Raw genomic sequence first — 23,799 nt, forward strand, 5'->3', positions numbered from 1 at the left:
ACAAAGACCTGAAGCGCGGCGCTTGATTCCGTTCAAACGCGACGCGCTTTAGGCGTAAGCACCCTTGTCGCCACTGCGGCGAGACGACGCCTTCTTTCCTTTTTCCTGCTATTGACGCGCTGGATCAAAAATGGTGTATGCGCGGCTTCGGATGGGCGTGTAGCTCAGCGGGAGAGCACTGCATTGACATTGCAGGGGTCACAGGTTCAATCCCTGTCACGCCCACCATCCTCTTGAAAATCAATGGGTTACGCTGAGTTTCCGCTGGCCTGGCATCCAACGGCCGGCTAGCCCTGCTTTTCCTTGTAGAGCAGCAATTCAGGCCGATATTCGAAATGCATGGTGTCGTAGTGATACCAACGCCCACCCCAGATAAAACCCTGCTTTTCAAACAGCGTGACGATTGACAAGGGAATGCGGTTCTTGAACGGGATACGGCCCTTGCTGTCGGGCTTATTCCAGAACCAATAGTCGGAATAACCGACATTGATGTCGAATGCGGCCCCGAAGGAATGAACGCTGAGTTGGTCCGTGCCGGCGATGACCCGCCAATTGAAACCGCCGCCCGGCTTGAGGCCGTAGCGGCTCATGTCGACGGGCAAATCCTGCAAGGCATTCGAGATTTTGGAGAGGCGCGCGTCGACACCGAAGAGCGACGTTATCCGAACCGGATACTTGCCCAGTTTGGGCAGCCATTTGACGGTCGTCAAATGATGGCCGACCGCTGCGGCACTGGCCCCATAAAGTTTTTTGAAAAAAGCCTCGTTGCGAATCCGCCCGGGATCGAAATCCACGTCGGGGATAAGGTCTCCGGCAATGGCTGTCGGATAAATGTAGTGGAACATGTCCTCGATATCGGGGGACTTGATCAACTCCTCGGCTGTGCGTGCCTTGCCATCATCCCACACCATCGTGGCACCATCCGACCACGTCACCGTATTGCCCGAGATGGTAAAAAGGCCGGGGTAGGCTTCGAGCAGCGCAGCCTTGGCGTCAGCCTGATCGACGCCATCACCACCTTGCGCGGCTGACAAGGGGATCGCCGCCAGCAAGACCACGAAAACGATGGAAATCCTTAGCTTCATCGCCAGCACGGCCCCCGAAATCGCACGCCTACCATTTCGATCATAAACGAAAAGGGAATGTGATCAGGGCACGAGCCCACATTTATCCTGAGATGCCCGCGACGGCACACAAACTTCTCATCCTGGCAACCGCCAGTTCCGGATCGGCAAGCAACCCAGCTTGGTCGGCAAGGCGGAAGACATCGGCATAGTGGCGGATACCACGCGCCGACTGCATGCCGCCGACCATCTCGAAATGATCCTGATGGCCGTTCAGCCAGGCCATGAAGACGATGCCGGCCTTGTAGTATTCGGTCGGCGCCTCGAAGATTTTTCGCGATAGCGGCACGGTCGGCGCCATCAGCGCGTCATAGCCGGCGCGGTCGCCATCCGCCAGCTTCGCCAGCGCCGCGTTGGCGACCGGCGCAATCGCATCGAAAATGCCAAGCAGCGCGTGCGAATGTCGTCCGCCGTCGCCGGCAATCAGTTCGGGATAATTGAAGTCGTCGCCGGTGAACATGACGACGCCGTCCGGCAGCCGATTCCTGAGCGCGACTTCCTTGCCGGCATCGAGCAGCGAGATTTTTATCCCCTCCACCTTGCCGGCGTGGCGTTCGATGATGGCGACGACGGTGTCGAGCGCGGACTCGAAATCGCCGCTGCCCCAGTAACCTTTCAGCGCCGGATCGAACATGTCGCCCAGCCAGTGCAGGATGACCTTGCCGGACGCTTGGGACAGGATGCGGTCGTAGACACGGGCATAGTCGTCCGGGCCCTTGGCAACAGCCGCCAATGCGCGGCTGGCCATCATGATCGCCTTGCCGCCCAGCCCTTCGATGAAAGCGAACTGCTCTTCATAGGCGGCGATGACATCGTCGAGCGTCCGGGCGGCGCTTGGCGTCAGGTGGTCGGTGCCGGCACCAGAAGCGAGATCGGCGCCTTCGACGGTGCGCGCTTCCGCGATCGAGCGGCGGATCAACTCCTGCGCATTAGTCCAGTCGAAACCCATGCCGCGCTGCGAGGTATCCATCGCCTCGGCGATGCGGAAGCCGAGCCGCCACAGATAATGACGGAATGCCATCGTTCTGTCCCAGTCGACCACCGGCTGCGACCACGGATCGGTCATCGCCAGCGGATCGGCAACGACATGGGCTGCAGCATAGGCGATGCGCGAAAACCGCGCGCCGACCACCGGCTGCACCGGTTGGCCGACCAGAGCGTAGCGGCGGCTGCGGCCACCCTCACCAGGCAAGACAATGTCCATCGTTCTCTCCCTATCGCCGTGCCTATAAATGGAACGTTCCAATAAATCAAGAACCTTTACGATTCAGAGCTCATTCGCGGATAAATGCTGCGCCGCAACACAGAAAGCCTTATGGAATGGGCTCGCCGGCCTCACCGGATCAATTTTTCGAATCCGGAAAGAACCTCGATTGACTCCAGATGAGGTTAGTGATTAGAACGTTCCAATAGATCGGCTTGAAAATCAGGGAGGATGCATCTGGATGGCCAGCCGGGCCAAGGCAACGATATTCGACATCGCCCGCGAGGCAGGCGTGTCCAAATCGACGGTGTCGCTCGTGCTCCAGGGCAGCGGGCTGATCCGGCCTGAGACCGCGGTCAAGGTTCGCAAGGCAATCGAGGATGTCGGTTACGTCTACAACCGTGGCGCCGCCAATCTACGCAAGGCTCACTCCAACGTCATCGGCATGGTCATCAACGATCTCACCAATCCCTTCTTCGCCGAACTGGCGGTCGGCATGGAGCGCGTCTTCCAGTCGGCCGGCATCGTGCCTTTCATAGCCAACACGGCGGAAAATCCGGTGCGCCAGGAAGAGGTGCTCAAATCGCTGATGGAGCAAGGCGTCGCCGGCCTCATCGTGTCGCCGGCGCGCGGCACCACGCCGGGCGCATTCCGCCGCCTGGAGATGGCGGGCGTTCCGGTCGTCTTCGCCATGCGCCGGCTGCCCGAAAGCCGCATTCCGGTGATCACGCCCGACAATCATCGCGGCGCCTACCTGGCCGCCGCCCATCTCATCGGCAAAGGGCATCGCCGGCTGGCCTTCTTCGGCGGCTCGGCCGACCTCGTGGTCTATCAAGAGCGGCTGGGCGGCTTTCGTGAAGCCTGTGAGACGCTTGGCATCGCCGCCCGCGACATGACCGTGATCGAAGGCGAGACCAGCCGCAGGGGCGGCATCGCCTGTCTGGATACGGCTCTCGCAACATCCGAACCGCCGACCGCGGCACTCTGCTTCAACGATGCGGTCGCTTTTGGCGTCATGCTGGCGCTGCGCAAGCGTGGGCTTGAGCCCGGACCGGATTTCGCCGTCGTCGGCTTCGACGACGTGGTCGAGGCCGAGCACTACATGCCGGCCTTGACCAGCGTCTCGGTGGACACGGCCGGCCTCGGCGAACGCGCCGCCCATGTCATGCTTAAGATGATCCAGTCGCGCACGACGCGGGCCGAAGATCATATCGGTGCGGTCAATCTGGTGGTCAGGGAAAGCTGCGGCCCGGATCGCCGCGCCCGAAACAGGCCCGCAGGAATGGGGGACGCGGCATGAGCGCCAGATGGGGCTTGATCGGCGCCAGCACGATCGCCAGACAGTTCATGATCAACGCCATCCGTTCGCAGGGCGATGGCGAGATCGCGGCGGTCATGAGTTCCAATCCCGAGCGCGCCACGGCCTATGCCGCGGAAAACAACATCCCGCTGGCTGTTTCGACGCTTGATGCTCTGCTCGGCGCCGACATCGACGCGGTTTACATCTCGACCACCAATGAACTGCATCTAGAGCAAGCCCTGGCCGCAGCCAAGGCGGGAAAACATGTGCTTTGCGAAAAGCCGCTGGCGCTGACCAGCGACGACGCGCGCACAATGGTTGTCGCCGCGAAGGCAACCGGCGTCGTGCTCGGCACCAATCACCATCTGCGCAATGCCGGCGCGCACCGCGCCATGCGTGACGCGATCGCAGCCGGCCGCATCGGCAAGCCGATCGCCGCGCGCGTCTTCCATGCCGTCTACCTGCCCGAAAACCTGCAGGGCTGGCGCATCACGAAGCCTGAGGCAGGCGGCGGCGTGGTGCTCGACATCACCGTGCACGATGCCGACACGCTGCGCTTTGTGCTCGGCGACGATCCGGTCGAAGTCTCGGCCTTCACGCAGTCAGCCGGCATGGCCGGCAGCGGGCTGGAAGATGGGGCCATGTGCATCTGGCGCTTCAAATCGGGCGTCATCGCCCAGTCGCATGAAGGCTTCACCACCAAATTCGCCGACACCGGTTTCGAGGTGCATGGCTCGGAAGGCTCGCTGATCGCCAGGAATGTGATGACGCAGAAGCCGGTCGGCTCGGTGACCTTGCGCACTGCAAAAGGCGAGGAGGAGCTGAGCTTCGACCGCGAGGACCTCTACGCAAGATCGCTGCGCCAGTTCCATGCCGCGATCCGCGGCGAGGGCCAACCGTCCGCCACGGGCGAGGACGGCATCTGGTCACTCGCTGCTGCCGAAGCGGCCCTTCAATCGGCCAGCTCCGGCAAGGCCGTCAAGATCGACCCGAAACTCGGGAGCAGGAATTGAGCAAGGTCGTTTCCGCCGCTGAAGCCGCAGGCCTGATCAAGGACGGCATGGTCGTGTCCGTCTCGTCGTCGAGCGGTCTCGGCTGCCCGGACGCGGTGCTGGCCGCGATCGGCGAGCGCTTCGACAGCGAAGGCCATCCGAAAGACATCACCACGCTGCACCCGATAGCTGCCGGCGACATGTATGGCATCAAGGGCATCGACCATCTGGCCAAGCCTGGCCTGTTGAAGCGCACGTTGTGTGGCTCCTATCCGTCAGGTCCCTCCTCGTCCGAACCGCCGCAGATCTGGAAGATGATTGGCGACAATTCGGTCGCCGCCTACAATGTACCGTCCGGCATCCTGTTCGACATGCACCGCGAAGCCGCCGCCAAGCGTCCGGGTGTGCTGACCAAGGTCGGCCTCGACACCTTCGCCGACCCCCGCCACCAGGGCTGCGCCATGAACGCGGCCGCCAGTGAGCCGATCGTTTCGGTGCAGCAGTTCGACGGCGAGGAATGGCTCTATTTCCGCTCGATCGTGCCGCAGGTCTCGATTATCCGCGCCACCACATCGGACGAGCGCGGCAACCTCACCTACGAGCATGAGGGCGCCTATCTTGGCGGCCTGGAGCAGGCGCTCGCCGCCCGCAACAATGGCGGCGTCGTCATTGCCCAGGTCAAGCGCGTCGTCGAGAACGGCACGCTGAAGCCGCACGACGTGCGCGTGCCCGGCGTGCTGGTCGACCACATCGTCGTCGCGCCCGACCAGTTGCAGACGACGCTGACGCCCTACGATCCGGCGATCTCGGGCGAGGTCTTCCGGCCGCTGTCGAGCTTCCGCAACGCCGAAATGAACGTCCAGAAGGTGATCGCGCGCCGCGTCGCCTTGGAACTCCGCGACGGCATGGCCGTCAACATCGGCTTCGGCATCTCGGCCAATGTGCCGCGCATCCTCCTCGAGGAAGGCCAGCACGGCAAGGTCACCTGGGTGATTGAACAGGGTGCCGTCGGTGGCGTGCCGCTGCTCGACTTCAAGTTCGGCTGCGCTTCGAACGCCGAGGCGATCATGCCTTCGCCGCACCAGTTCATCTACTTCCAGGCCGGCGGCTTCGACGCGTCGCTGCTGTCCTTCCTGCAGATTGATCACCACGGCTCGGTCAACGTCTCGAAACTGTCCGCACGGCCGCATGTCACCGCCGGTGCCGGTGGCTTTGTCGACATCACCGCGCGGGCAAGGAAGATCGTCTTCTCGGGCTTCTTCAACGCCGGGGCGAAACTCTCCCTGGCCGATGGCGGCATCCGCATCGACCAGGAAGGCAAGGTCAAGAAGGTGGTCAACGAGGTCGAGCACATCTCCTTCTCGGGCAAGCGCGCGGTCGCGCAGGGACAGGACATCACCTATGTCACCGAGCGCTGCGTGATGAAGCTGACGCCGGAGGGCCTGGTCGTCACCGAACTCGCACCCGGCATCGACCTGCAGCGCGACGTGCTGGCCCAGGCCGAGATCCCGCTCGGCGTCGCCAAGGATCTCAAGACGACACCGGCAGCGCTCTACCTGGACCAGCCGATCGGGCTGTCGCTGAATGGCGGCGCCTCGCTTGGAGGCGCGCATGGCTGAGCGTCTCGTCACCTTCGAGCAGGACGGCGCCATCGGCATCGTCACGCTGCGCCGGCCGGAGAAATTCAACGCGCTGGATATTCCGATGCTGCGCGCGCTGGAGGCAGCGCTGGACGAAGCGGAAATGGCGGAAGGCGTGCGCGTCGTATTGCTGCGCGGCGAAGGCAAGGGCTTTTGCGCCGGCGGCGATGTCGAGGCGTGGGCGCAGATGGGTGCCGCCGACTTCCAGGTGCAATGGGTCCGCTACGGCCATCGTGTCTTCGACCGGCTGGCGCGGTTGCGGCAACCGACCATCGCCGTGCTGTCCGGCCATGCGCTGGGCGGCGGGCTGGAGCTGGCGGTCGCCTGCGACTTCCGCGTGGCCGAGACACAGGTGAAATTAGGCTTCCCCGAAACCTCGATCGGCGTCGTCCCCGGCTGGTCCGGCACACAACGCGCGGTGCGCCGCTTCGGCGCGCAGACGGTGCGGCGCATGGCGCTGGGCGGCGAGATTCTGCTCGCTCCCGAAGCGCTGGCGCTCGGCGTGGTCGACCGGATGGTCGAAACCGGCAGCGGCCTGTCCGAAGCCAAGGCCTGGGCCGAAAAGATCGCCGAGCGCGGCCCGCTGGCGACGGAAGCCGCCAAGTTGATGATCGCGGTCGCCGAAGGCGAGGAAAGTGCCGCGGCGACGGAAGCACTGGCCAGCGGCTTCATCGCCCTGACCGGCGATCTCAAAGCCGGCGTCGGCTCTTTCAAGACCAAGCAAAAACCAGCATTTTCAAGATCCTGAGGATTACACAGTTAGATGAACGCCCCTCTCAACATCATCATGCCCGCCGAGGCATCCGCAGCGCCAAGAACCTATCGGCTGCTGATCGACGGCAGGCATGTCGATGCCCGCGATGGCCGCACGCTGGAGCGCAAGAGCCCCGGCCACGGCTTCGCCGTCTCGCACTATGCACAGGCCGGCGAAGCCGAAGTCGAAGCCGCAGTGCAGGCCGCGCACAAGGCGTTCGAGACCGGCCCATGGCCGCGCATGAAGGCGGCCGAGCGCGCCGCGATCCTGCTCAAGACGGCCGACCTGATCGAGGCGCGGCTGGAGGAGATCGCCCGGCTCGACGCACTGGAATCCGGCAAGCCGATCGCCCAGGCGCGCGGCGAAATTGGTGGTGCTGTCGACATCTGGCGTTATGCCGCCTCGCTCGCCCGCACCTTGCACGGCGAATCCTACGCCAATCTCGGCGACGCCATGCTTGGCGTGGTGCTGCGCGAGCCGATCGGCGTCGTCTCGATCATCACGCCATGGAATTTCCCTTTCCTCATCGTCAGCCAGAAACTGCCTTTCGCGCTCGCCGCCGGCTGCACGGCGGTGGTCAAGCCGAGCGAGATGACTTCGGCCTCGACCTTCGTCCTCGGTGATATCCTGATGCAGGCCGGCCTGCCCTCTGGCGTCGTGAACATCCTCGCCGGTCTTGGCACCGATGTCGGCGCGCCGATGGTCAGCCATCCCCTGGTCGAGATGGTCTCGTTCACCGGCTCCACCCGCGTCGGCAAGATGACCATGGCCTCCGCCGCGCAATCCTTGAAGAAGGTCTCGATGGAGCTCGGCGGCAAGAACGGCCAGATCGTCTTTCCGGACGCGGACCTCGAAGCGGCCGCCGACGCGGCCGTGTTCGGCGGCTTCTTCAACGCCGGCGAATGCTGCAATGCCGGCAGCCGGCTGATCGTGCATGAGGCGATCGCCGACGATTTTCTCGGCGCGGTCAAGGCGCTTACAGCCAGGGTGACGGTCGGCGATCCGCTCGACGACAACACCAAGGTCGGCGCGATGATCTCGTCCGATCATCTGGCCAAGGTAGCCGGCTATGTTACGGCAGCGGCAAGCGACGGCAGCAGCGTCTACAGCGGCGGCAAACAGCTGGCCTCGAATGCCGGCCAGTACCTCGATCCCACCATCATCCGCGGCGTCACCGAGGACATGGCCATCGCGCGCGAGGAAGTGTTCGGACCGGTGCTCTCGGTGCTGACCTTTGAAACGATTGAAAAGGCGTTGCACATCGCCAACAACACGCCTTATGGTTTGTCTGCGGGCGTGTGGAGCGCCAGCATCGACACCTGCACGTCGGTGGCGCGGAATGTGCGTTCGGGAACCGTCTGGGTAAACACGTTCATGGAAGGTTACCCCGAGCTGCCATTCGGAGGCTACAAGCAGTCCGGTCTCGGACGCGAACTCGGCAAACGCGCCGTAGAGGACTATACCGAAGAAAAGACAATCCAGTTTCATCGCGGCCAACGCACCGGATGGTGGGTCGGCTGAGTTGAGAAGAACCCGGCGGACATTCGCCGGTCGTGTAGATGCAACAAGGGAGGAAGTACATGTTGCGCAAACTTCTTATCGGAACGGCTCTCGCATCGGGCCTTGCTTTCGCGGCCCATGCCGAGGACGTCAAGGAAGTCCAGATGCTGCATTGGTGGACGTCGGGCGGCGAAGCGGCTGCTCTCAACGTCCTCAAGGGCGATCTGGCCAAGGAAGGCTATGCCTGGAAGGACGTGCCGGTGGCCGGCGGCGGCGGCGACGCAGCCATGACCGCGCTGAAGGCGATGGTCGCGGCCGGCAACTACCCGACCGCCTCGCAGATGCTCGGCTACACCGTGCTCGACTATGCGGCGGCCGGCGTGATGGGCGACCTGACCGAGACGGCGAAGAAGGAAGGCTGGGACAAGTCGGTTCCGGCCGCCCTGCAGAAGTTCTCGGTCTATGACGGCAAGTGGGTCGCAGCTCCGGTCAACGTCCACTCGGTGAACTGGCTGTGGATCAACAAGGCCGTCATGGACAAGATCGGCGGCACCGAGCCGAAGACCTTCGACGACTTCGTTGCGCTGCTCGACAAAGCCAAGGCGGCAGGCGTGATCCCGCTCGCTCTCGGCGGCCAGAACTGGCAGGAAGCCACCATGTTCGACTCGGTCGTGCTGTCGACCGGTGGACCTGAGTTCTACAAGAAGGCCTTCAACGACCTCGACGACGCTTCGCTCAAGTCCGACACGATGAAGAAGTCGTTCGACAACCTCGCCAAGCTCGTCACCTATGTCGACCCGAACTTCTCCGGCCGCGACTGGAACCTTGCCACCGCCATGGTCATCAAGGGCGACGCCCTGGTGCAGGTCATGGGCGACTGGGCCAAGGGTGAATTCCACGCCGCCAAGAAGACCCCGGGCACGGACTTCCTGTGCTATCGCTTCCCGGGCACCGACGGCTCGGTGATCTACAACTCCGACATGTTCGGCATGTTCAATGTTCCGGACGACCGCAAGGCCGCCCAGGTCGCATTGGCCACCGCCACCCTGTCGAAGAGCTTCCAGTCGGCCTTCAACGTCGTCAAGGGTTCGGTTCCGGCCCGTACCGACGTTCCGGACACCGACTTCGACGCTTGCGGCAAGAAGGGCATCGCCGACCTGAAGGCAGCCAATGACGGCGGCACGCTGTTCGGCTCGCTCGCCCAGGGTTATGGCGCGCCTCCGGCGGTCGCCAATGCCTACAAGGATGTCGTCTCCAAGTTCGTCCATGGTCAGATCAAGACCTCGGACGAGGCCGTGACCGAACTGGTCAAGGCGATCGACGACGCCAAGTAAGCGCCACACACCAAAAGCGCCTTCCCCGCTCCAGCGGGGAAGGCTCCGATCCGCGAACCTGGTTGGCCTCGCGTCGACGGGAGGAGCCCTATGAGCACGGTAGCGACAAGCCAGATCAAGCTGACGCCAGAGCAGGCCCGACCGCGCGCCTCGGTGCGCTCGCGCCTGCAGGACGCGCTGCCTAAGATCGTGCTGGCGCCGAGCTTCGCCATCACCATTGTCTTCGTCTACGGCTTCATCCTGTGGACGATCTATCTGTCCTTCACCAATTCCAAGACCTTCCCGTCCTATGTCATCACCGGCTCGCGCGCCTACCAGCGGCTTTGGGGCTGGACCTTCGACACCGACCCGCCATCGAGCTGGTACACGTCGATCACCAACATGGGCATTTTCGGCTTTCTCTACATCTTCATCTGCCTGGCGCTCGGCCTGTTCCTGGCCATCCTGCTCGACCAGAAGATCCGCGGCGAAGGCGTGCTGCGGCCGATCTATCTCTACCCGATGGCGCTGTCCTTCATCGTCACCGGCGTCGCCTGGAAATGGTTCCTCGATCCCGGTCTCGGCCTCGAGCAGACCTTGCATCAATGGGGCTGGACGAGCTTCCATTTCGACTGGATCAAGAACAAGGACTTCGTCATCTACACCGTGGTCATTGCCGGCGTCTGGCAGGCCTCCGGCTTCATCATGGCGATGTTTTTGGCCGGCCTGCGCGGCATCGACGGCGAGATCATGAAGGCGGCGCAGATCGATGGCGCCACCACCTTCCAGCTCTATCGCCGTATCGTCATCCCGCTGCTGCGGCCGATCTTCCTGTCGGCCTTCATCGTGCTCGCCCACCTCGCCATCAAATCGTATGACTTGGTCGTGGCGTTGACCAGCGGCGGCCCCGGCGGCTCGGCCTGGCTGCCGTCGAACTTCATGTATGAGTACACCTTCAAGCGCAACGAAATGGCCGTCGGCTCGGCCAGTGCGGTGATCATGCTGATGACCATCATCGCCATCATCGTGCCCTACCTCTATTCGGAACTGCGGGAGAAGCCGCGATGAGCGCCGTCACCACGCCCGCCCGCCAGGCCTCAGGCGGCGTCAACGCTAGGATCGTCAACCGCATCGTCATCTACGGGCTGCTGGCGCTGTTTGCGCTGTTCTACCTGATGCCGCTGTTCGTCATGCTGGTCACCTCGTTCAAGACCATGGATGAGATCCAGAACGGCAACATGCTGGCGCTGCCCCAGGCACCGACCTTCGATCCCTGGGTGAAGGCCTGGGGCGAGACCTGCGTCGGCCTCACCTGCGCCGGCATCAAGGGCTATTTCTGGAACTCCATCAAGATGGTGGTTCCGGCCGTGCTGATCTCGACGATGCTCGGCGCCCTCAACGGCTACGTGCTGACCAAATGGCGCTTCCGCGGCGCAACGCTGGTGTTCGGGCTGATGCTGTTCGCCTGCTTCATCCCGTTCCAGTCGGTGCTGTTGCCGATGGCGACGATCCTCGGCAGCCTTGGCCGTTTCGGCGTGTCGCTGCAGAACTCGGTCGGAACGAGCTTCGGCCTGGGCAACGCGACGGTCAATCTCGTCTTCGTCCACGTCGTCTACGGCATCGGTTTCACCACGCTGTTCTTCCGCAACTATTACGAGGCGTTCCCGACCGAACTGGTCAAGGCGGCGCAGGTCGACGGCGCCTCCTTCTTCCAGATCTTCCGCCGCATCATGCTGCCGAACTCGATGCCGATCTTCGTCGTCACCGTCATCTACCAGTTCACCAACATCTGGAACGACTTCCTGTTCGCCTCTGCCTATGCCGGCACCGGCGACGCGATGCCGATGACTGTGGCCCTCAACAACGTCGTCAACACCTCGACAGGCGTCGTCGAATACAACGTCAACATGGCAGCCGCGATGATCGCCGCACTGCCAACCCTTCTCGTCTATGTGCTCGCCGGCCGCTATTTCGTGCGCGGTCTGATGGCGGGCGCCGTCAAAGGATAATCTGATGGCTTTTCTGGAAATTGATGGCCTGAGAAAGCGCTTCGGCCAGGTCGAGATCCTCAAGGGGATCGATGTCGAACTGGACAAGGGCGGCTTCCTGGTGCTGGTCGGCCCGTCCGGCTGCGGCAAGTCCACCTTGCTCAACACCATCGCCGGCCTGGAGACGATCACCTCGGGCGAAATCCGTGTCGAAGGCCGCGCGATCAACGATCTGCATCCGTCCAAGCGCGACATCGCCATGGTGTTCCAGAGCTATGCGCTCTATCCGAACATGACGGTGGCCGGAAACATCTCTTTCGGCATGGAGATGCGCGGCGTGCCAGCGGCAGAGCGGCAGAAGGCGATCGACAAGGTGGCCAAGGTGCTGCAGATCGGCCACCTGCTGCAGCGCAAGCCGAGCCAGCTTTCCGGCGGCCAGCGCCAGCGCGTCGCCATGGGCCGGGCGCTGGTGCGCGACCCAAAACTGTTCTTGTTCGACGAGCCGTTGTCCAACCTCGACGCCAAGCTGCGTGTCGACATGCGCATCGAGATCAAGCGCCTGCATGCCACCACCGGCACCACCATCGTCTATGTCACCCACGACCAGATCGAGGCGATGACGCTGGCGACCAAGATCGCCGTCATGCGCGACGGCGAAGTACAGCAGTTCGGCACCCCGGCCGAGATTTACAACAACCCGACCAATCTCTTTGTCGCCGATTTCATGGGCTCGCCGGCGATGAACCTGATCCCGGCGACGATCGGCACCAACGGCAATGCGCTGTCCGTCGTGCTGCAGCGCGAGGCGCGCGAGCCGATCTCGCTGCCGATGGCCAATGCGCCGGCGGGCCTGTCGGCATTCCAGGGCAAGCCGATCATCTTCGGCGTCCGCCCCGAAGCCCTGACCGATCCGGAAGGCGCCGAGCGCAATGCCTCGAACATCGCCACTGCCGACTGCTTTGTCGAGGTCGTTGAACCGGCAGGCTCCGACACCTTCGCCGTCACCAATCTCGGCGGCAAGGGCGTGGTGGCGCGGCTACGCGCCGACGCCAACATCCAGCCCGGCACCAACACGCCGCTCGCCTTCAACCTGACCAAGGCGGTGTTCTTCGATCCGGCGACCGAAAACCGCATTCTCTGACCGAGATGACAAATCCCGATATCGTCATCATCGGCTCCGGCATCGGCGGCGCCACGATCGCCTCCGGTCTGGCCGGCAGCGGCGCCTCGATCCTGATGCTGGAGCGCGGCGAACCGTTGACGGCAACGCCGCATGCGCGCGACACCCGTTCCATCTTCGTCGACGGCCACTATCGGCCGAAGGAGATGTGGCGCGAGGCCGGCGGTGCGGCCTTCAACCCCGGCAACTATTACTATGTCGGCGGCAATTCGAAATTCTACGGCGCCGTGCTGATCCGCTATCGCAGGGAAGATTTTGCGGCCATGGAGCATTTCGGCGGCGTCTCGCCGGCGTGGCCGTTTTCCTATGAAGAATTCGAGCCCTGGTATTCGAAGGCTGAGCAATTGTTTCGCGTGCGCGGCTCACTCGGCGAGGACCCGACCGAGCCGTTCCACTCCATCCCCTATGCTTTCAAGCCTGTGCCCGACGAGGCGCCCATCGCGCGCGCCCGCGCCGAGCTCAAGGGCCTCGGCCTGCATCCGGCCTCGCTGCCGCTCGGCGTCGACATCGACACCTGGCTGAAGGAGGGCAAGACCGGCTGGGACGCGTTTCCCAACACCGGCCAAGGCAAGGTCGACGCGCAAACGGGACCGCTGACGGCGGCGCTGACCGACCCGAACATAAAGTTGGAGACCGGCGCCTATGTCGAGTATCTCGAAGCCTCGGCCGACGGCAAAACCATCGTCGCTGTTCACTACCACCAGAATGGCGCGTTGAAAAAGCTGACGCCGAAGCTGGTCATCCTCTCCGCCGGCGCGGTCAATTCCGCCGTCATCCTGCTGCGTTCGCCGTCACCCACCACCGGCAAGGGAGGTGGCAAGGGCCTCGCCAACCGCTCCGACCAGGTCGGCCGCAATTTCATGAACCACAATTCCAGCGCCATGCTGGCCATCGATCCGCGTCGCCGCAACGATGCCGTCTACCAGAAGACGCTGATGCTGAACGATTATTACCTTTCCGACGGCAAGGGCGGCAAGCCGCTCGGCAACGTCCAGCTGCTCGGCAAGATCGACGGCAACATCCTCAGCGCCAATGTGAAATTCGCGCCCAAATTCGCGCTCGATTTCATGGCCGGCCATGCTGTCGACTGGTACTTGATGTGCGAGGACCTGCCCGATCCCGAAAGCCGTATCATGGTCGACGGCAGGGATATCGTTATGCAATGGCGGCGCTCCAACATGCAGTCGCTCGACGGCTTGACCAAGGTGATGCGCGAAAACTTCCGCGCCTGCGGCTATCCGATCGTGCTGTCGCGCCCCTTCGACAAGCGCACGCCGTCGCACCAGTGCGGCACGGTGAAGATGGGCGACGATCCCGCCACCGCGCCGCTCGACCCGTTCTGCCGGTCCTTCGATCATCGGAATCTGTTCGTTGTCGATGGCGGCTTCCTGCCGAATTCGGCCGCCGTCAATCCGGCGCTGTCGATCGCCGCGCAAGCGCTGCGTGTCGCCGACCATATCCGCAAGAGCGAGCTTTCCCAATGAGCCGCCCGGCGGCCATCGTCACTGGCGGCGCGCGCGGCATCGGCCTTGCCTGCGCCCAGGCGCTTGCAGATGCCGGCTTCGACATCCTCGTCGCCGACCTTGCCGAAAAACTCGCTGACGGGATAGCAAAGGACATCACCACGCGCGGCGCCAAGTTCGCCTACGTCAGTTGCGACATCGCCGATCTCGGCGGCCATGCGGCACTGGTCGACGCCGCGATGCGCGCCTTCGGCCGCATCGAATGCCTGGTCAACAACGCGGGCGTCGGCGCCGTCGTGCGCGGCGACCTCTTGGAACTGAAGCCCGAGAATTTCGACAAGGCGCTCAACATCAACCTGCGCGGCACCGTGTTCCTCAGCCAGGCCGTCGCCAAGGCGATGCTGGCTGTACCTGGAGATCACCCGAAATCGATCATCACCATCACCTCGGTCAGCGCCGAAATGGCGTCGCCGGAACGGCCTGACTACTGCATCTCGAAAGCCGGCCTGTCGATGTGGGTGAAGACCCTGGCGCTCAGGCTTGCCGCCGAGGGCATCGCTGTATTCGAGGTGCGGCCGGGCATCATCCGAACCGACATGACATCAGGCGTCACCGCCAAATACGGCGCCTTGATCGACGGCGGGCTGGTGCCGGCAAAGCGCTGGGGCGAAGCATCGGACATCGGTGCCGTGGTGGCGACGCTTGCCGGCGGCAAGCTCGGCTTTTCGACCGGCTCGATCATCAATGTCGACGGCGCGCTCTCCGTGCCGCGGCTGTAAGGTGGATAGTGTCATGACCGACTACATCATCGTGGGCGCCGGCCCGGCCGGCTGCGTTCTGGCCAACCGGTTGAGCGAGGATCCGACGCATCAGGTGCTGCTGCTGGAAGCCGGCGGCAAGGACTGGCATCCCTATATCCACATGCCGGCGGGCTTTGCCAAGATGACCAAGGGCATTGCCTCGTGGGGCTGGTCGACCGTTCCGCAGAAGCACATGAAGGACCGCGTCTTCTGGTACACGCAGGCCAAGGTGGTCGGCGGCGGTTCTTCCATCAACGCCCAGATCTACACGCGCGGCAATGCCCGCGACTATGACGCCTGGGAGAAGGAAGAAGGTCTCGCCGGCTGGGGCTATCGCGATGTGCTGCCCTATTTCAAGCGAGCCGAAAACAACCAGCGTTACGCCAACGACTTTCATGGCGACCAGGGCCCGCTCGGCGTGTCGAACCCGATTTCGCCACTGCCGATCTGCGAGGCTTATTTCCGCGCCGGCCAGGAGATGGGCATTCCCTTCAACCCAGATTTCAACGGCGCCAGCCAGGAGGGCGTCGGCTACTATCAGTTGACCCAGAAGGACGCGAGGCGTTCCTCCGCTTCGGTCGCCTATTTGAAGCCGATCCGCGCTCGCGGGAACCTTACTGTCAGGACCGATGTGCTGGTGACGCGCATCGTCGTCGAGAGAGGCCGCGCCATCGGTGTCGAGATCGTCGACAGGCCGGGCGGCGAGAAGAAAATCCTGCGCGCCGACCGCGAGGTGATCGTCTCGTCCGGCGCAATTGGCTCGCCGAAGCTGTTGATGCAGTCGGGCATCGGCCCGGCCGACCATCTGAAATCGGTCGGCGTCACGCCGGTGCATGACCTGCCCGGCGTCGGCTCCAACATGCAGGACCATCTCGACCTGTTCGTCATCGCCGAATGCACCGGCGACCACACCTATGACAATTACGCCAAGCTGCACCGCACGGCCTGGGCCGGCCTGCAATATCTGCTGCTGAAGAAGGGACCGGTGGCCTCCAGCCTGTTCGAGACCGGCGGCTTCTGGTACGCCGACCCGACCGCAGCCTCGCCCGACATCCAGTTCCATCTCGGCTTGGGTTCCGGCATTGAGGCCGGCGTCGAGAAGCTGAACAACCCGGGCGTCACCTTGAATTCCGCCTTCCTGCGGCCGCGCTCGCGCGGCACGGTGCGGCTGAAGAGCGCCGACCCAGCCGACCATCCGCTGATCGATCCGAACTACTGGTCCGATCCCTACGATCGCGCCATGTCGATCAAGGGACTGAGGCTGGCGCGCGAGATCATGCGGCAGAAGGCACTTCAGCCCTACGTGCTGCGCGAGGTGCTGCCCGGCCCGTCGCTCGCCAGCGACGACGAGCTGTTCGACTATGCCTGCCGCAGTTCCAAGACCGACCATCATCCGGTCGGCACCTGCCGCATGGGCCATGACGACATGGCCGTGGTGACGCCGGATCTGCGGCTGCGCGGCATCGAGGGCCTACGGGTCTGCGACGCCTCGGTGATGCCGCGCGTGCCCTCCTCCAACACAAATGCGCCGACCATCATGGTCGGCGAAAAGGGTGCCGATCTGATCCTTGACCGCGAGCCGCTGCCGCCGGCCGTGTTTTCCGGAAACCGGGCGGCTTAGGAGCAAAAAAATGATCAGGCACTGTGTCTTCGCCAGGTTTCGCAACGATGTTCCCGCCGCCGAGCGCATGGCAATCCATGCCGATCTCGAAGCGCTGCGACAGGTGGTGGAGGGCATGGAAGCGGTCCAATTCAGCGCCAATGTCAGCCCCGAGCCGTTCGGCCGCGGCTTCACGCATGGCTTCACCATCGATTTCCGCGATGCCGCCACCCGCGACGCCTATCTGGTGCATGAGGCGCATCAGCGCGCCGGCGCCCGACTGGTCGCCGCTCTCGAAGGCGGCACCGACGGATTGATGGTCTTCGATCTCGATCTTACGAAAAAGTGACCGCCGGTTTTTCGAAAGCCGGCTGACGGCTGTTCTCTTTTGCCGACCGGGCGACATATCGTTGCCCGGGGACGGTAAAGGAGGAACGTCTTGAACCTCAATTCCCAACAGAAGAAAACCGTCCTGGCTTCATTTCTGGGCTGGACGCTCGACGCTTTCGATTTCTTCCTCCTGACATTCCTGCTCACGGATATTGCGACTGAATTCAAGACCGATGTCCCGGCCGTATCGAAGGCGCTGTTCCTGACTTTGGCGACACGCTTCATCGGCGCCTTTTTCTTCGGCATGCTTGCCGACAAATACGGGCGCAAGCCCATCCTCATGCTCAACATCGTCAGCTATTCGGTGATTGGCGCGCTGGCCGCCTTCTCGCCCAATCTCGGCATCTTCCTGGCACTGCGCGCCCTGTTCGGCATTGCCATGGGCGGCGAATGGGGACTTGGCAGTTCGCTCGCCATGGAGTCTATCCCGCCCAGCGCGCGCGGCATGGTCTCGGGCATCCTGCAATGCGGCTATCCGACGGGCTACCTCTTGGCGGCAGTGGTCTATGGCCTGCTCTATCAGCAGACTATCGGCGGCTACACGATCGGCTGGCGCGCCATGTTCCTGCTCAGCTTCGTGCCGGCATTGATCGTGCTGTTCATCCGCTCGCACGTGCCGGAATCGCCGGCCTTCGTCGACGCGCAGAAGACCGCCAGGCCGGGACTGTTGGAGACGCTGCAAAAGCACTGGGGCGTCGCCCTCTATGCCGTCGTGCTGATGATGTTCTTCAACTTCTTCAGCCATGGCACACAGGACCTCTACCCAACCTTCCTGAAGAAGCAGCACGGCTTCGATCCGCATACGGTGAGCTGGATCACCATCGTCGCCAACATCGGCGCCATCGTTGGCGGCCTGGCATTCGGCGCGCTGTCCGAGAAGATCGGCCGCGTCAACGCCATCACCCTGGCGTGCCTGATTGCTTTGCCGTCGATTCCACTGTGGGCCTACAGCACCACGCCCTTCATGCTCGCCATCGGCGCCTTCGTCATGCAGGTCGCTGTCCAGGGCGCCTGGGGCGTCATCCCGGTGCATCTCAACGAGCTTTCGCCGGGGTCCGTGCGTGCGACCTTGCCCGGCTTCATCTATCAGGCCGGCAATCTCGCGGCGTCCTATGGCGGCCCTTACCAGGCAGGCATCGCGGAAGCCCCTGGAGGCAGCTACGGATATGCGCTTGCGCTTTTTGCCGGCGTGGTTGCCGTCTGCATCATCGTCGTCATCCGCTTCAGTCCGGAGCGACGCGGCCAAGTGATGACCGTGCTGGGCTAACGGCGGCAGCTAGCCCAGTCGGAGCGCAACAACGCCGGCGACAATGCTGAGCGCGGCGGCCGCGCGCCAGCCCGTCATCTTCTCGCCGAGGGCGAAGACCGAGATCATCATGGCGAACAAGATCGAGGTCTCGCGCAGCGACGCCACCGATGCGATCGGCGCCTTGGTCATTGCCCACATCACGATCCAGTAGGCCGCACCGCTGAGTACGCCGGTGAACAGGCCCACCTTCCAGTCGCGCGCCAGCACCGGCAGCGCTTTCGGCCCACGGAAGATAAGGCACAGCACCAGCGCTCCGAGGGCATCGCAGATGAACAGCCAGGCGGCGTAGCTTTGCGCCGTGGCGGCCAGCCGCGCGCCGCTGCCGTCGGACAGCGTGTAGCTGGCGATGAAGATCGAGGTGCCCAGCGCAAAGCCGACCGCGCGCAGGTTCAGCTTTTCCAGATGCGCACCGCCGCGAAACGACATCACCAGCGTGCCGGCCGACAGCAGAAAAATACCCAGAATGGCAAGCGGTGCCGGCACCTCGGCGACCACGAACATACCGCCAAGGGCTGCCAGCAAAGGTGCTGTGCCGCGCGCCAGCGGATAGGTCTGGGCGAAATCGCCGGCCTGGTAGGCGCCGATCAGGAAGGTCCGGTAGCCCATGTGGAAGATCACCGAGGCGATGATGTAGGGCCACACCTGCGCCTTCGGCACTTCGACGAAAGGCAGCACGACAAGGGCAGCAGCGCCCATGCCGAGCGTCATCAGCGTGATCGACAGGAAGCGGTCGAGATGCACCTTGACCAGCGCATTCCAGATCGCGTGCATGGCGGCGGCGGCAAGCACCGCGAAGAAGACGAAGGGCGTCATCGCCGGCTCATCCGCCGCGCAGCACGGCGAGCGGTGTTTCGAGATCGATGTCGAGCCGTAGGGGGAAATGGTCCGATGCGACCTCGCCGACATCGGCGCCGACCGAGCGGACGCGCCCGGCAAACATGCCGCCGACAAAGCAATGGTCAAGCCGGCGTTTGGCCAGTTTGCCGTCGATGGTCTTCACATGGGTGTGGAAATCCGCGGTCGGCTGGCTGGCAACGGCGGCGGCATCGACGAAGCCATCGAGGTAGGCGGCGCCGCGATGATAGGGCGTGCTGCCGACGATGCGGCTATATTCGACGCTGCCCGGCTCCATGTTGAAATCGCCCATCCAGATCGCTTCCAGCGGGTTCTCCGGCTCCGGCTCGCCATTGCTCCAGTTGCGCGACGGCTCGTCATCGATGCCGCTCCAGGGTCCGCCCTCTCGGGTTGCACGGCGATGTTCGCCCAAGAGGTAATCGATCTGCTCCAGTCGCTCCTCCGCCGCGATATGGGCGAGATGCAACGAAAACACCCGAACCGGGCCGGCCGGCGCTCGGATCATGCATTCAAGCGCCGCGTTGCGCGTGTTGAGCGGCCGCAGTGTGCGGCGCATCGGCAGCGCGTACAGCCGCGACCAGACAATCGGCAGCTTCGACAGCACCATCGTGCCGAACTGCCGGCGTCGGTTGATCAGACGGCCGTCGCGCTGCTCGCTGGCGTCCATGTCGAAGGCCGGACCATAGACCCAGTGATAGTCCGGCAGCAGGCGGGAAATAAGCTCCGGCTGGTCGTCGTAGTTGCTGCGCTGCCAGTGCCGTTCGACTTCCTGCAGCGCGATGATGTCGGCGCCGGCGACGATGCGGGCGGCACGCGAAAGATCGTAGCGGCCGTCGCTGCCGAACCCGTACTGGATGTTGTAGCTGACCAGCTTCATTGCTTATCCGGCTCAATTTCGATGATGGCAGTAGCGGTTCGGCAGATTGGTTGCAATGTGCAGGGAAATGGCAGCGGCTTGGGCCAGATATCTCACGTCGTCAGTGGCTGGAAACTTCCAGCTGGCGATGCCGCCAGTTCCGACCAGTCGATTTCCTCTTCAAGCCGGTGATAGGCCTCGTCACCGATTGTGCCGTTGCGGCGCAGTTCCTCGAGCGTGTCGCGCTGGCGGTTGATGGCATAGAGGCGCAGCCGGTCATATTCGGTTGCCGCCTGTGCGTCCTCCGGGTTTTGAGCGATCAGGCGCTGCGCCTCATACTGCTCGCGCACAACAGCAGCAGCGGCCGATGTCTTGCGGCTCAACACGTCAAGGGCGGCCTGCATGATGGCCACCCGCGCCTGCGCCACCTCGTTGTCGACCGTTCTGTCCGGGTCGAAGTTGAGTATCCGCAGCAGCGGCTTCAGGGTCATGCCTTGCAGCACCAGCGTGCCGAGAACGACCGCGAAGGCGGCAAGCACGATCGGATCGCGGCCGGGAAAACCCGCCGGCAGAGCAATGGCCACCACCAGCGTCACCAGGCCCCGCATGCCACACCAACCGACGAGCACCGCGCCGCCAAACGTCGGCACATCTCGCCTTTGGTCTTCGCTTCCGAAGCGGGCCAACCATCGGATGATCGCAACGTAACTCCCCACCCAGACGAGGCGTGCCACGATGACGACGGCCAGCACCGTTGCAGCGAAGAGAAAGGCTTCGCCTTGCCCGTCGCCGGAGAGGCGGCCAACGATTGATCGTGCCTGCAGGCCCATCAGCACAAAGGCCAGCACGTTGAGCACGAAGACCGCCGATTCCCACACCGAATAGGTGCTGACGCGCCGCCTGGCCGACATGCGGCGCGGCGCCATCCGCGCAATGGTCATGGCGTAGACGACGATGGTGATGATGGCCGACAGGCCCAACCTGTCGGCCAGGATCCAGACTCCGAATGTCCCGGCGAATTGCACCACTGTGCTGCTTGCCGCATCCTCGATCCGGCTGAGCGTCAGCAGCGAAAAGCGGCCAAGCAGATAACCCGCGACGAGGCTGCCGATCGTCGACAGCAGGATCGTCGGGATGGCGTTGCTCAGCATGATCGAGCCGAGCGCTGCAGAAACCGCCAGGCGGTAGATCAGGAGTGCGGTGGCATCGTTGAGCAGGCTCTCGCCCTGCAGGATGGCGGTGATGCGGTGCGGCACCTTGAACTGTCCGAGTACGGCGCTCGCCGCGACCGCATCGGGCGGCGCGACGATGGCGCCGAGCGCGATTGCCGCCGCGACCGGCAGCCCGGCCATCTTCCAGCCGACGAAAGCGACGACCGCCGCGGTGAAGACGACGGCGCCGAGCGCCAGTAGCGCGAGCGGCAGCCGGTAACGGTTGAGATCCCGCAACGATGTGTCGTAGGCGGCATCCAGAAGCACCGGCGCAATGAACAGGGCAAGAGCCAGTTCCGGATCGATCTCGATCATTGGCGCACCGGGCACGAAGGCAATCCCGACCCCGGCCAAGGCCAGCAGGGACGGATAGGGAATCTCCAGCCGCCGCGACAGCGCTGTCAGCGCAACGGCAGTCAAAAGCAGGACAAGCGTCAGTTCGAAAAGAGCCATGGCCTGTTACCCCCGTGATGCTGCGTTGTCGGCAGTGGCAAGCCAGCAAGATGCTGTTGATTGACCATTGCGCACAAGCCCCGTGGCAGTATGTCAAGCAGTCACTTGCAGCGTAAGGCACCGACCATGATCCTGATTGGCCAATTTGACTCCCCCTTCGTTCGCCGCGTCGGCATTGCGATGACCTTGTACGGCATCGCCTACGAGCACCGTCCGTGGTCGGCCTTCGGCGATGCCGACAAGATCCGGCCCTACAACCCGCTGACCCGGGTGCCGACCCTGGTGCTGGACAATGGCGAGGTGCTGATCGAAAGCCATTTGATGCTCGACTATCTCGACACCCTCGTTCCGGCCGAGCGCAGGATGTTTCCGGCGGCCGAACCGGCGCGTCACCAGGCGCTGCGGATAACAGCCCTGGCAACCGGCCTCGGCGACAAGGCGGTCAGCCTGTTCTATGAGACGCGGCTGCATGAGAAAGTTTCCGACCTTTGGGCCGGGCGCTGCCGCACACAGATCGAGGCTGTCCTTGCAGTCTTGGAAGCCGATCGTCGGGGAAGGTCGACACCTTACTGGTTCGGCGACCGCATCGGCCATGCCGACATCGCGGTCACCGCCGTGCTCCGCTTCATCGGCGAGGCGCATCCGGGGCTTGTGTTGCTGGCCGACTTCCCGGCGCTGGACACACATGCCGCGAAAATGGAAGCGCTGCCGGTCTTTCAGACAGTCATGCAGCCATTCATAGCGCCGGCCTGAGGGGGCTTGGTTCTTCCCCTGCCCCGTCCGCTCTACCGCCTAGTGCAGCACCAGCATATCGCTCGACGAGAACGAAATCTCGGCCTTTTCGCCGACAGCGGGCGGTGGTGTGGCCGGGCTGTTGAACGTATCGAGCGACACGGTGTTGCCGCCGATGCCGACACGAACCCGGATCACCGAGCCGAGGAAATGCACTTCGGAGATCTCGCCGGAAAGGCTGGAGTCGCGACCGGGCTGAAGGCCTAGCGAAATGGCTTCCGGACGCAGGGCAAGCGACAGGGTGTCGCCGGACTTCGAGCCGTTGAGCTTGCCCTTGAGCGAAACTTCCTGCGTGTCGACCTGCACCTTGCCCGATGCAGCATCGGTGACCTTGCCTTCGAGCACGTTCAGCGTACCGACGAAATTGGCGACGAACTTGGTCGCCGGCCGGTTGTAGATCTCGAACGGCGTGGCGACCTGCTCGGCCTTGCCGCCATACATGACGGCGATGCGGTCCGAGATCGAGAGCGCCTCTTCCTGGTCATGGGTGACGAAGATGGTGGTGATGCCGAGCTTCTTCTGGATCGAGCGAATTTCCTCGCGCAGCGACACGCGCACCTTGGCGTCGAGCGCCGACAGCGGCTCGTCGAGCAGCAGCAGCTTCGGCTTCGGCGCAATCGCACGCGCCAGCGCAATGCGCTGCTGCTGGCCGCCGGAAAGCTGGTAGGGATAGCGGTCGGCCATCTGTGGCAGCTTGATCATGTCGAGCATCTCGGCGACACGCTTGTCGGCGTCGGCCTTCGACATGCCGGCAACCTTCAGCCCGAACGCGATGTTCTGCGCCACGGTAAGGTTCGGGAACAGCGCATAGGCCTGGAACACCATGCCGACATTGCGCTGGTTGGGCTTCAGCCTCGTGATGTCCTTGCCGGCGACGACGATCTTGCCGGCCGACGGCTCCTCGAAGCCGGCGACCATGCGCAGGACCGTGGTCTTGCCGCAACCGGACGGTCCGAGGAACGAAACAAATTCGCCCGGCTCGACGTCGAGGCTGAAATCCTGCACCACGGTGTTGGAACCGTAGGACTTCCGCACATGCTGGATGGATAGGAATGGCTCGGCCATGGCTTTTCTC

21 protein-coding genes and 1 tRNA gene are annotated in these 23,799 nt (G+C 63.5%); 16 read left to right on the forward strand and 6 right to left on the reverse strand.

The window, feature by feature from the left end; all coding sequences use genetic code 11:
• Positions 1-153 precede the first annotated feature (153 nt).
• A tRNA-Val gene (locus tag CGZ66_RS13200) sits at positions 154-228 on the forward strand.
• A 59-nt stretch (positions 229-287) separates the two neighbouring features.
• Here the strand turns inward: CGZ66_RS13200 and CGZ66_RS13205 are convergent.
• Together CGZ66_RS13205 and CGZ66_RS13210 are read right to left on the reverse strand one after the other, a co-directional pair.
• A complete protein-coding gene (locus tag CGZ66_RS13205; protein WP_095084583.1) occupies positions 288-1,085 on the reverse strand; it encodes a M15 family metallopeptidase in 798 nt (265 codons plus the stop codon).
• 82 nt (positions 1,086-1,167) lie between these two features.
• On the reverse strand, positions 1,168-2,328 hold the full coding sequence (locus tag CGZ66_RS13210) for a dihydrodipicolinate synthase family protein (protein ID WP_095084584.1): 1,161 nt from the start codon (positions 2,326-2,328) through the stop codon (positions 1,168-1,170).
• A 241-nt stretch (positions 2,329-2,569) separates the two neighbouring features.
• Between CGZ66_RS13210 and CGZ66_RS13215 the strand changes: the two genes are divergently transcribed.
• The 14 genes from CGZ66_RS13215 to CGZ66_RS13280 all read left to right on the forward strand — a co-directional run bounded on the left by CGZ66_RS13215 (position 2,570) and on the right by CGZ66_RS13280 (position 18,515).
• Positions 2,570-3,628, forward strand: a complete 1,059-nt coding sequence (locus tag CGZ66_RS13215) for a LacI family DNA-binding transcriptional regulator (protein WP_095084585.1) — start codon at positions 2,570-2,572, stop codon at positions 3,626-3,628.
• Positions 3,625-4,641 carry a Gfo/Idh/MocA family protein gene (locus tag CGZ66_RS13220; protein WP_095084586.1) on the forward strand — a complete coding sequence of 339 codons (1,017 nt, stop codon included), beginning with the start codon at positions 3,625-3,627 and terminating at the stop codon, positions 4,639-4,641. The genes CGZ66_RS13215 and CGZ66_RS13220 overlap by 4 nt, the downstream gene beginning before the upstream one ends.
• Complete coding sequence (locus CGZ66_RS13225) at positions 4,638-6,239, forward strand: acyl CoA:acetate/3-ketoacid CoA transferase (RefSeq protein ID WP_095084587.1); 1,602 nt, start codon at positions 4,638-4,640, stop codon at positions 6,237-6,239. Before CGZ66_RS13220 ends, CGZ66_RS13225 begins: the two co-directional genes overlap by 4 nt.
• Entirely contained in the window at positions 6,232-7,008 is a 777-nt protein-coding gene (locus CGZ66_RS13230) for an enoyl-CoA hydratase/isomerase family protein (protein WP_095084987.1), read from the forward strand. The genes CGZ66_RS13225 and CGZ66_RS13230 overlap by 8 nt, the downstream gene beginning before the upstream one ends.
• A gap of 15 nt (positions 7,009-7,023) precedes the next feature.
• The gene (locus tag CGZ66_RS13235) at positions 7,024-8,535 is read left to right on the forward strand and encodes an aldehyde dehydrogenase family protein (protein WP_095084588.1); all 1,512 of its coding nucleotides are present in this window, start codon (positions 7,024-7,026) and stop codon (positions 8,533-8,535) included.
• Between the two features lie 59 nt (positions 8,536-8,594).
• Positions 8,595-9,848 carry an ABC transporter substrate-binding protein gene (locus CGZ66_RS13240; RefSeq protein WP_095084589.1) on the forward strand — a complete coding sequence of 418 codons (1,254 nt, stop codon included), beginning with the start codon at positions 8,595-8,597 and terminating at the stop codon, positions 9,846-9,848.
• A gap of 90 nt (positions 9,849-9,938) precedes the next feature.
• Entirely contained in the window at positions 9,939-10,895 is a 957-nt protein-coding gene (locus tag CGZ66_RS13245; protein ID WP_095084590.1) for a carbohydrate ABC transporter permease, read from the forward strand.
• Positions 10,892-11,836 (forward strand): carbohydrate ABC transporter permease, encoded by a 945-nt coding sequence (locus CGZ66_RS13250; RefSeq protein WP_095084591.1) that lies wholly within the window; start codon positions 10,892-10,894, stop codon positions 11,834-11,836. The genes CGZ66_RS13245 and CGZ66_RS13250 overlap by 4 nt, the downstream gene beginning before the upstream one ends.
• Before the next feature lie 4 nt (positions 11,837-11,840).
• Positions 11,841-12,956, forward strand: coding sequence for an ABC transporter ATP-binding protein (locus CGZ66_RS13255; RefSeq protein ID WP_095084592.1), 1,116 nt, complete (start codon positions 11,841-11,843; stop codon positions 12,954-12,956).
• A 5-nt stretch (positions 12,957-12,961) separates the two neighbouring features.
• Positions 12,962-14,479, forward strand: a complete 1,518-nt coding sequence (locus CGZ66_RS13260; protein WP_095084593.1) for a GMC oxidoreductase — start codon at positions 12,962-12,964, stop codon at positions 14,477-14,479.
• The gene (locus CGZ66_RS13265) at positions 14,476-15,237 is read left to right on the forward strand and encodes a 3-ketoacyl-ACP reductase (RefSeq protein WP_095084594.1); all 762 of its coding nucleotides are present in this window, start codon (positions 14,476-14,478) and stop codon (positions 15,235-15,237) included. Before CGZ66_RS13260 ends, CGZ66_RS13265 begins: the two co-directional genes overlap by 4 nt.
• 13 nt (positions 15,238-15,250) lie before the next feature.
• Entirely contained in the window at positions 15,251-16,879 is a 1,629-nt protein-coding gene (locus CGZ66_RS13270) for a GMC family oxidoreductase (protein ID WP_095084595.1), read from the forward strand.
• Between the two features lie 10 nt (positions 16,880-16,889).
• On the forward strand, positions 16,890-17,207 hold the full coding sequence (locus CGZ66_RS13275) for a Dabb family protein (protein ID WP_095084596.1): 318 nt from the start codon (positions 16,890-16,892) through the stop codon (positions 17,205-17,207).
• 90 nt (positions 17,208-17,297) lie between these two features.
• Positions 17,298-18,515, forward strand: a complete 1,218-nt coding sequence (locus tag CGZ66_RS13280) for an MFS transporter (protein WP_095084597.1) — start codon at positions 17,298-17,300, stop codon at positions 18,513-18,515.
• A gap of 9 nt (positions 18,516-18,524) precedes the next feature.
• Here CGZ66_RS13280 and CGZ66_RS13285 read toward each other — a convergent pair whose 3' ends face one another.
• The 3 genes from CGZ66_RS13285 to CGZ66_RS13295 all read right to left on the reverse strand — a co-directional run bounded on the left by CGZ66_RS13285 (position 18,525) and on the right by CGZ66_RS13295 (position 21,932).
• On the reverse strand, positions 18,525-19,370 hold the full coding sequence (locus CGZ66_RS13285) for an EamA family transporter (protein ID WP_095084598.1): 846 nt from the start codon (positions 19,368-19,370) through the stop codon (positions 18,525-18,527).
• A 7-nt stretch (positions 19,371-19,377) separates the two neighbouring features.
• Complete coding sequence (locus CGZ66_RS13290; protein WP_095084599.1) at positions 19,378-20,289, reverse strand: endonuclease/exonuclease/phosphatase family protein; 912 nt, start codon at positions 20,287-20,289, stop codon at positions 19,378-19,380.
• 92 nt (positions 20,290-20,381) lie between these two features.
• The gene (locus CGZ66_RS13295; protein WP_095084600.1) at positions 20,382-21,932 is read right to left on the reverse strand and encodes a cation:proton antiporter; all 1,551 of its coding nucleotides are present in this window, start codon (positions 21,930-21,932) and stop codon (positions 20,382-20,384) included.
• A 126-nt stretch (positions 21,933-22,058) separates the two neighbouring features.
• On the opposite strand from CGZ66_RS13295, the gene CGZ66_RS13300 reads away from it, so the two are divergent.
• Positions 22,059-22,685, forward strand: a complete 627-nt coding sequence (locus CGZ66_RS13300; protein ID WP_095084601.1) for a glutathione S-transferase family protein — start codon at positions 22,059-22,061, stop codon at positions 22,683-22,685.
• A gap of 39 nt (positions 22,686-22,724) precedes the next feature.
• Here the strand turns inward: CGZ66_RS13300 and CGZ66_RS13305 are convergent, their stop codons facing one another.
• Positions 22,725-23,789: an ABC transporter ATP-binding protein gene (locus tag CGZ66_RS13305; protein WP_095084602.1), complete on the reverse strand. Its 1,065-nt coding sequence runs from the start codon at positions 23,787-23,789 to the stop codon at positions 22,725-22,727.
• Positions 23,790-23,799: the final 10 nt, after the last annotated feature.

The sequence above is a fragment of the Mesorhizobium sophorae genome, assembly GCF_002270415.1.
Taxonomy (GTDB): Bacteria; Pseudomonadota; Alphaproteobacteria; order Rhizobiales; family Rhizobiaceae; genus Mesorhizobium; species Mesorhizobium sophorae.

Excerpts from the sequence above, each read along its gene's own strand:
- CGZ66_RS13210 (WP_095084584.1), bottom strand. The coding sequence starts at position 2,328 with ATGGACATTGTCTTGCCTGGTGAGGGTGGCCGCAGCCGCCGCTACGCT.
- CGZ66_RS13300 (WP_095084601.1), top strand. The coding sequence starts at position 22,059 with ATGATCCTGATTGGCCAATTTGACTCCCCCTTCGTTCGCCGCGTCGGC.
- CGZ66_RS13245 (WP_095084590.1), top strand. The coding sequence starts at position 9,939 with ATGAGCACGGTAGCGACAAGCCAGATCAAGCTGACGCCAGAGCAGGCC.
- CGZ66_RS13285 (WP_095084598.1), bottom strand. The coding sequence starts at position 19,370 with ATGACGCCCTTCGTCTTCTTCGCGGTGCTTGCCGCCGCCGCCATGCAC.
- CGZ66_RS13240 (WP_095084589.1), top strand. The coding sequence starts at position 8,595 with ATGTTGCGCAAACTTCTTATCGGAACGGCTCTCGCATCGGGCCTTGCT.
- CGZ66_RS13235 (WP_095084588.1), top strand. The coding sequence starts at position 7,024 with ATGAACGCCCCTCTCAACATCATCATGCCCGCCGAGGCATCCGCAGCG.
- CGZ66_RS13275 (WP_095084596.1), top strand. The coding sequence starts at position 16,890 with ATGATCAGGCACTGTGTCTTCGCCAGGTTTCGCAACGATGTTCCCGCC.
- CGZ66_RS13255 (WP_095084592.1), top strand. The coding sequence starts at position 11,841 with ATGGCTTTTCTGGAAATTGATGGCCTGAGAAAGCGCTTCGGCCAGGTC.
- CGZ66_RS13290 (WP_095084599.1), bottom strand. The coding sequence starts at position 20,289 with ATGAAGCTGGTCAGCTACAACATCCAGTACGGGTTCGGCAGCGACGGC.
- CGZ66_RS13205 (WP_095084583.1), bottom strand. The coding sequence starts at position 1,085 with ATGAAGCTAAGGATTTCCATCGTTTTCGTGGTCTTGCTGGCGGCGATC.
- CGZ66_RS13260 (WP_095084593.1), top strand. The coding sequence starts at position 12,962 with ATGACAAATCCCGATATCGTCATCATCGGCTCCGGCATCGGCGGCGCC.
- CGZ66_RS13305 (WP_095084602.1), bottom strand. The coding sequence starts at position 23,789 with ATGGCCGAGCCATTCCTATCCATCCAGCATGTGCGGAAGTCCTACGGT.
- CGZ66_RS13265 (WP_095084594.1), top strand. The coding sequence starts at position 14,476 with ATGAGCCGCCCGGCGGCCATCGTCACTGGCGGCGCGCGCGGCATCGGC.
- CGZ66_RS13295 (WP_095084600.1), bottom strand. The coding sequence starts at position 21,932 with ATGGCTCTTTTCGAACTGACGCTTGTCCTGCTTTTGACTGCCGTTGCG.
- CGZ66_RS13230 (WP_095084987.1), top strand. The coding sequence starts at position 6,232 with ATGGCTGAGCGTCTCGTCACCTTCGAGCAGGACGGCGCCATCGGCATC.
- CGZ66_RS13215 (WP_095084585.1), top strand. The coding sequence starts at position 2,570 with ATGGCCAGCCGGGCCAAGGCAACGATATTCGACATCGCCCGCGAGGCA.
- CGZ66_RS13270 (WP_095084595.1), top strand. The coding sequence starts at position 15,251 with ATGACCGACTACATCATCGTGGGCGCCGGCCCGGCCGGCTGCGTTCTG.
- CGZ66_RS13250 (WP_095084591.1), top strand. The coding sequence starts at position 10,892 with ATGAGCGCCGTCACCACGCCCGCCCGCCAGGCCTCAGGCGGCGTCAAC.
- CGZ66_RS13220 (WP_095084586.1), top strand. The coding sequence starts at position 3,625 with ATGAGCGCCAGATGGGGCTTGATCGGCGCCAGCACGATCGCCAGACAG.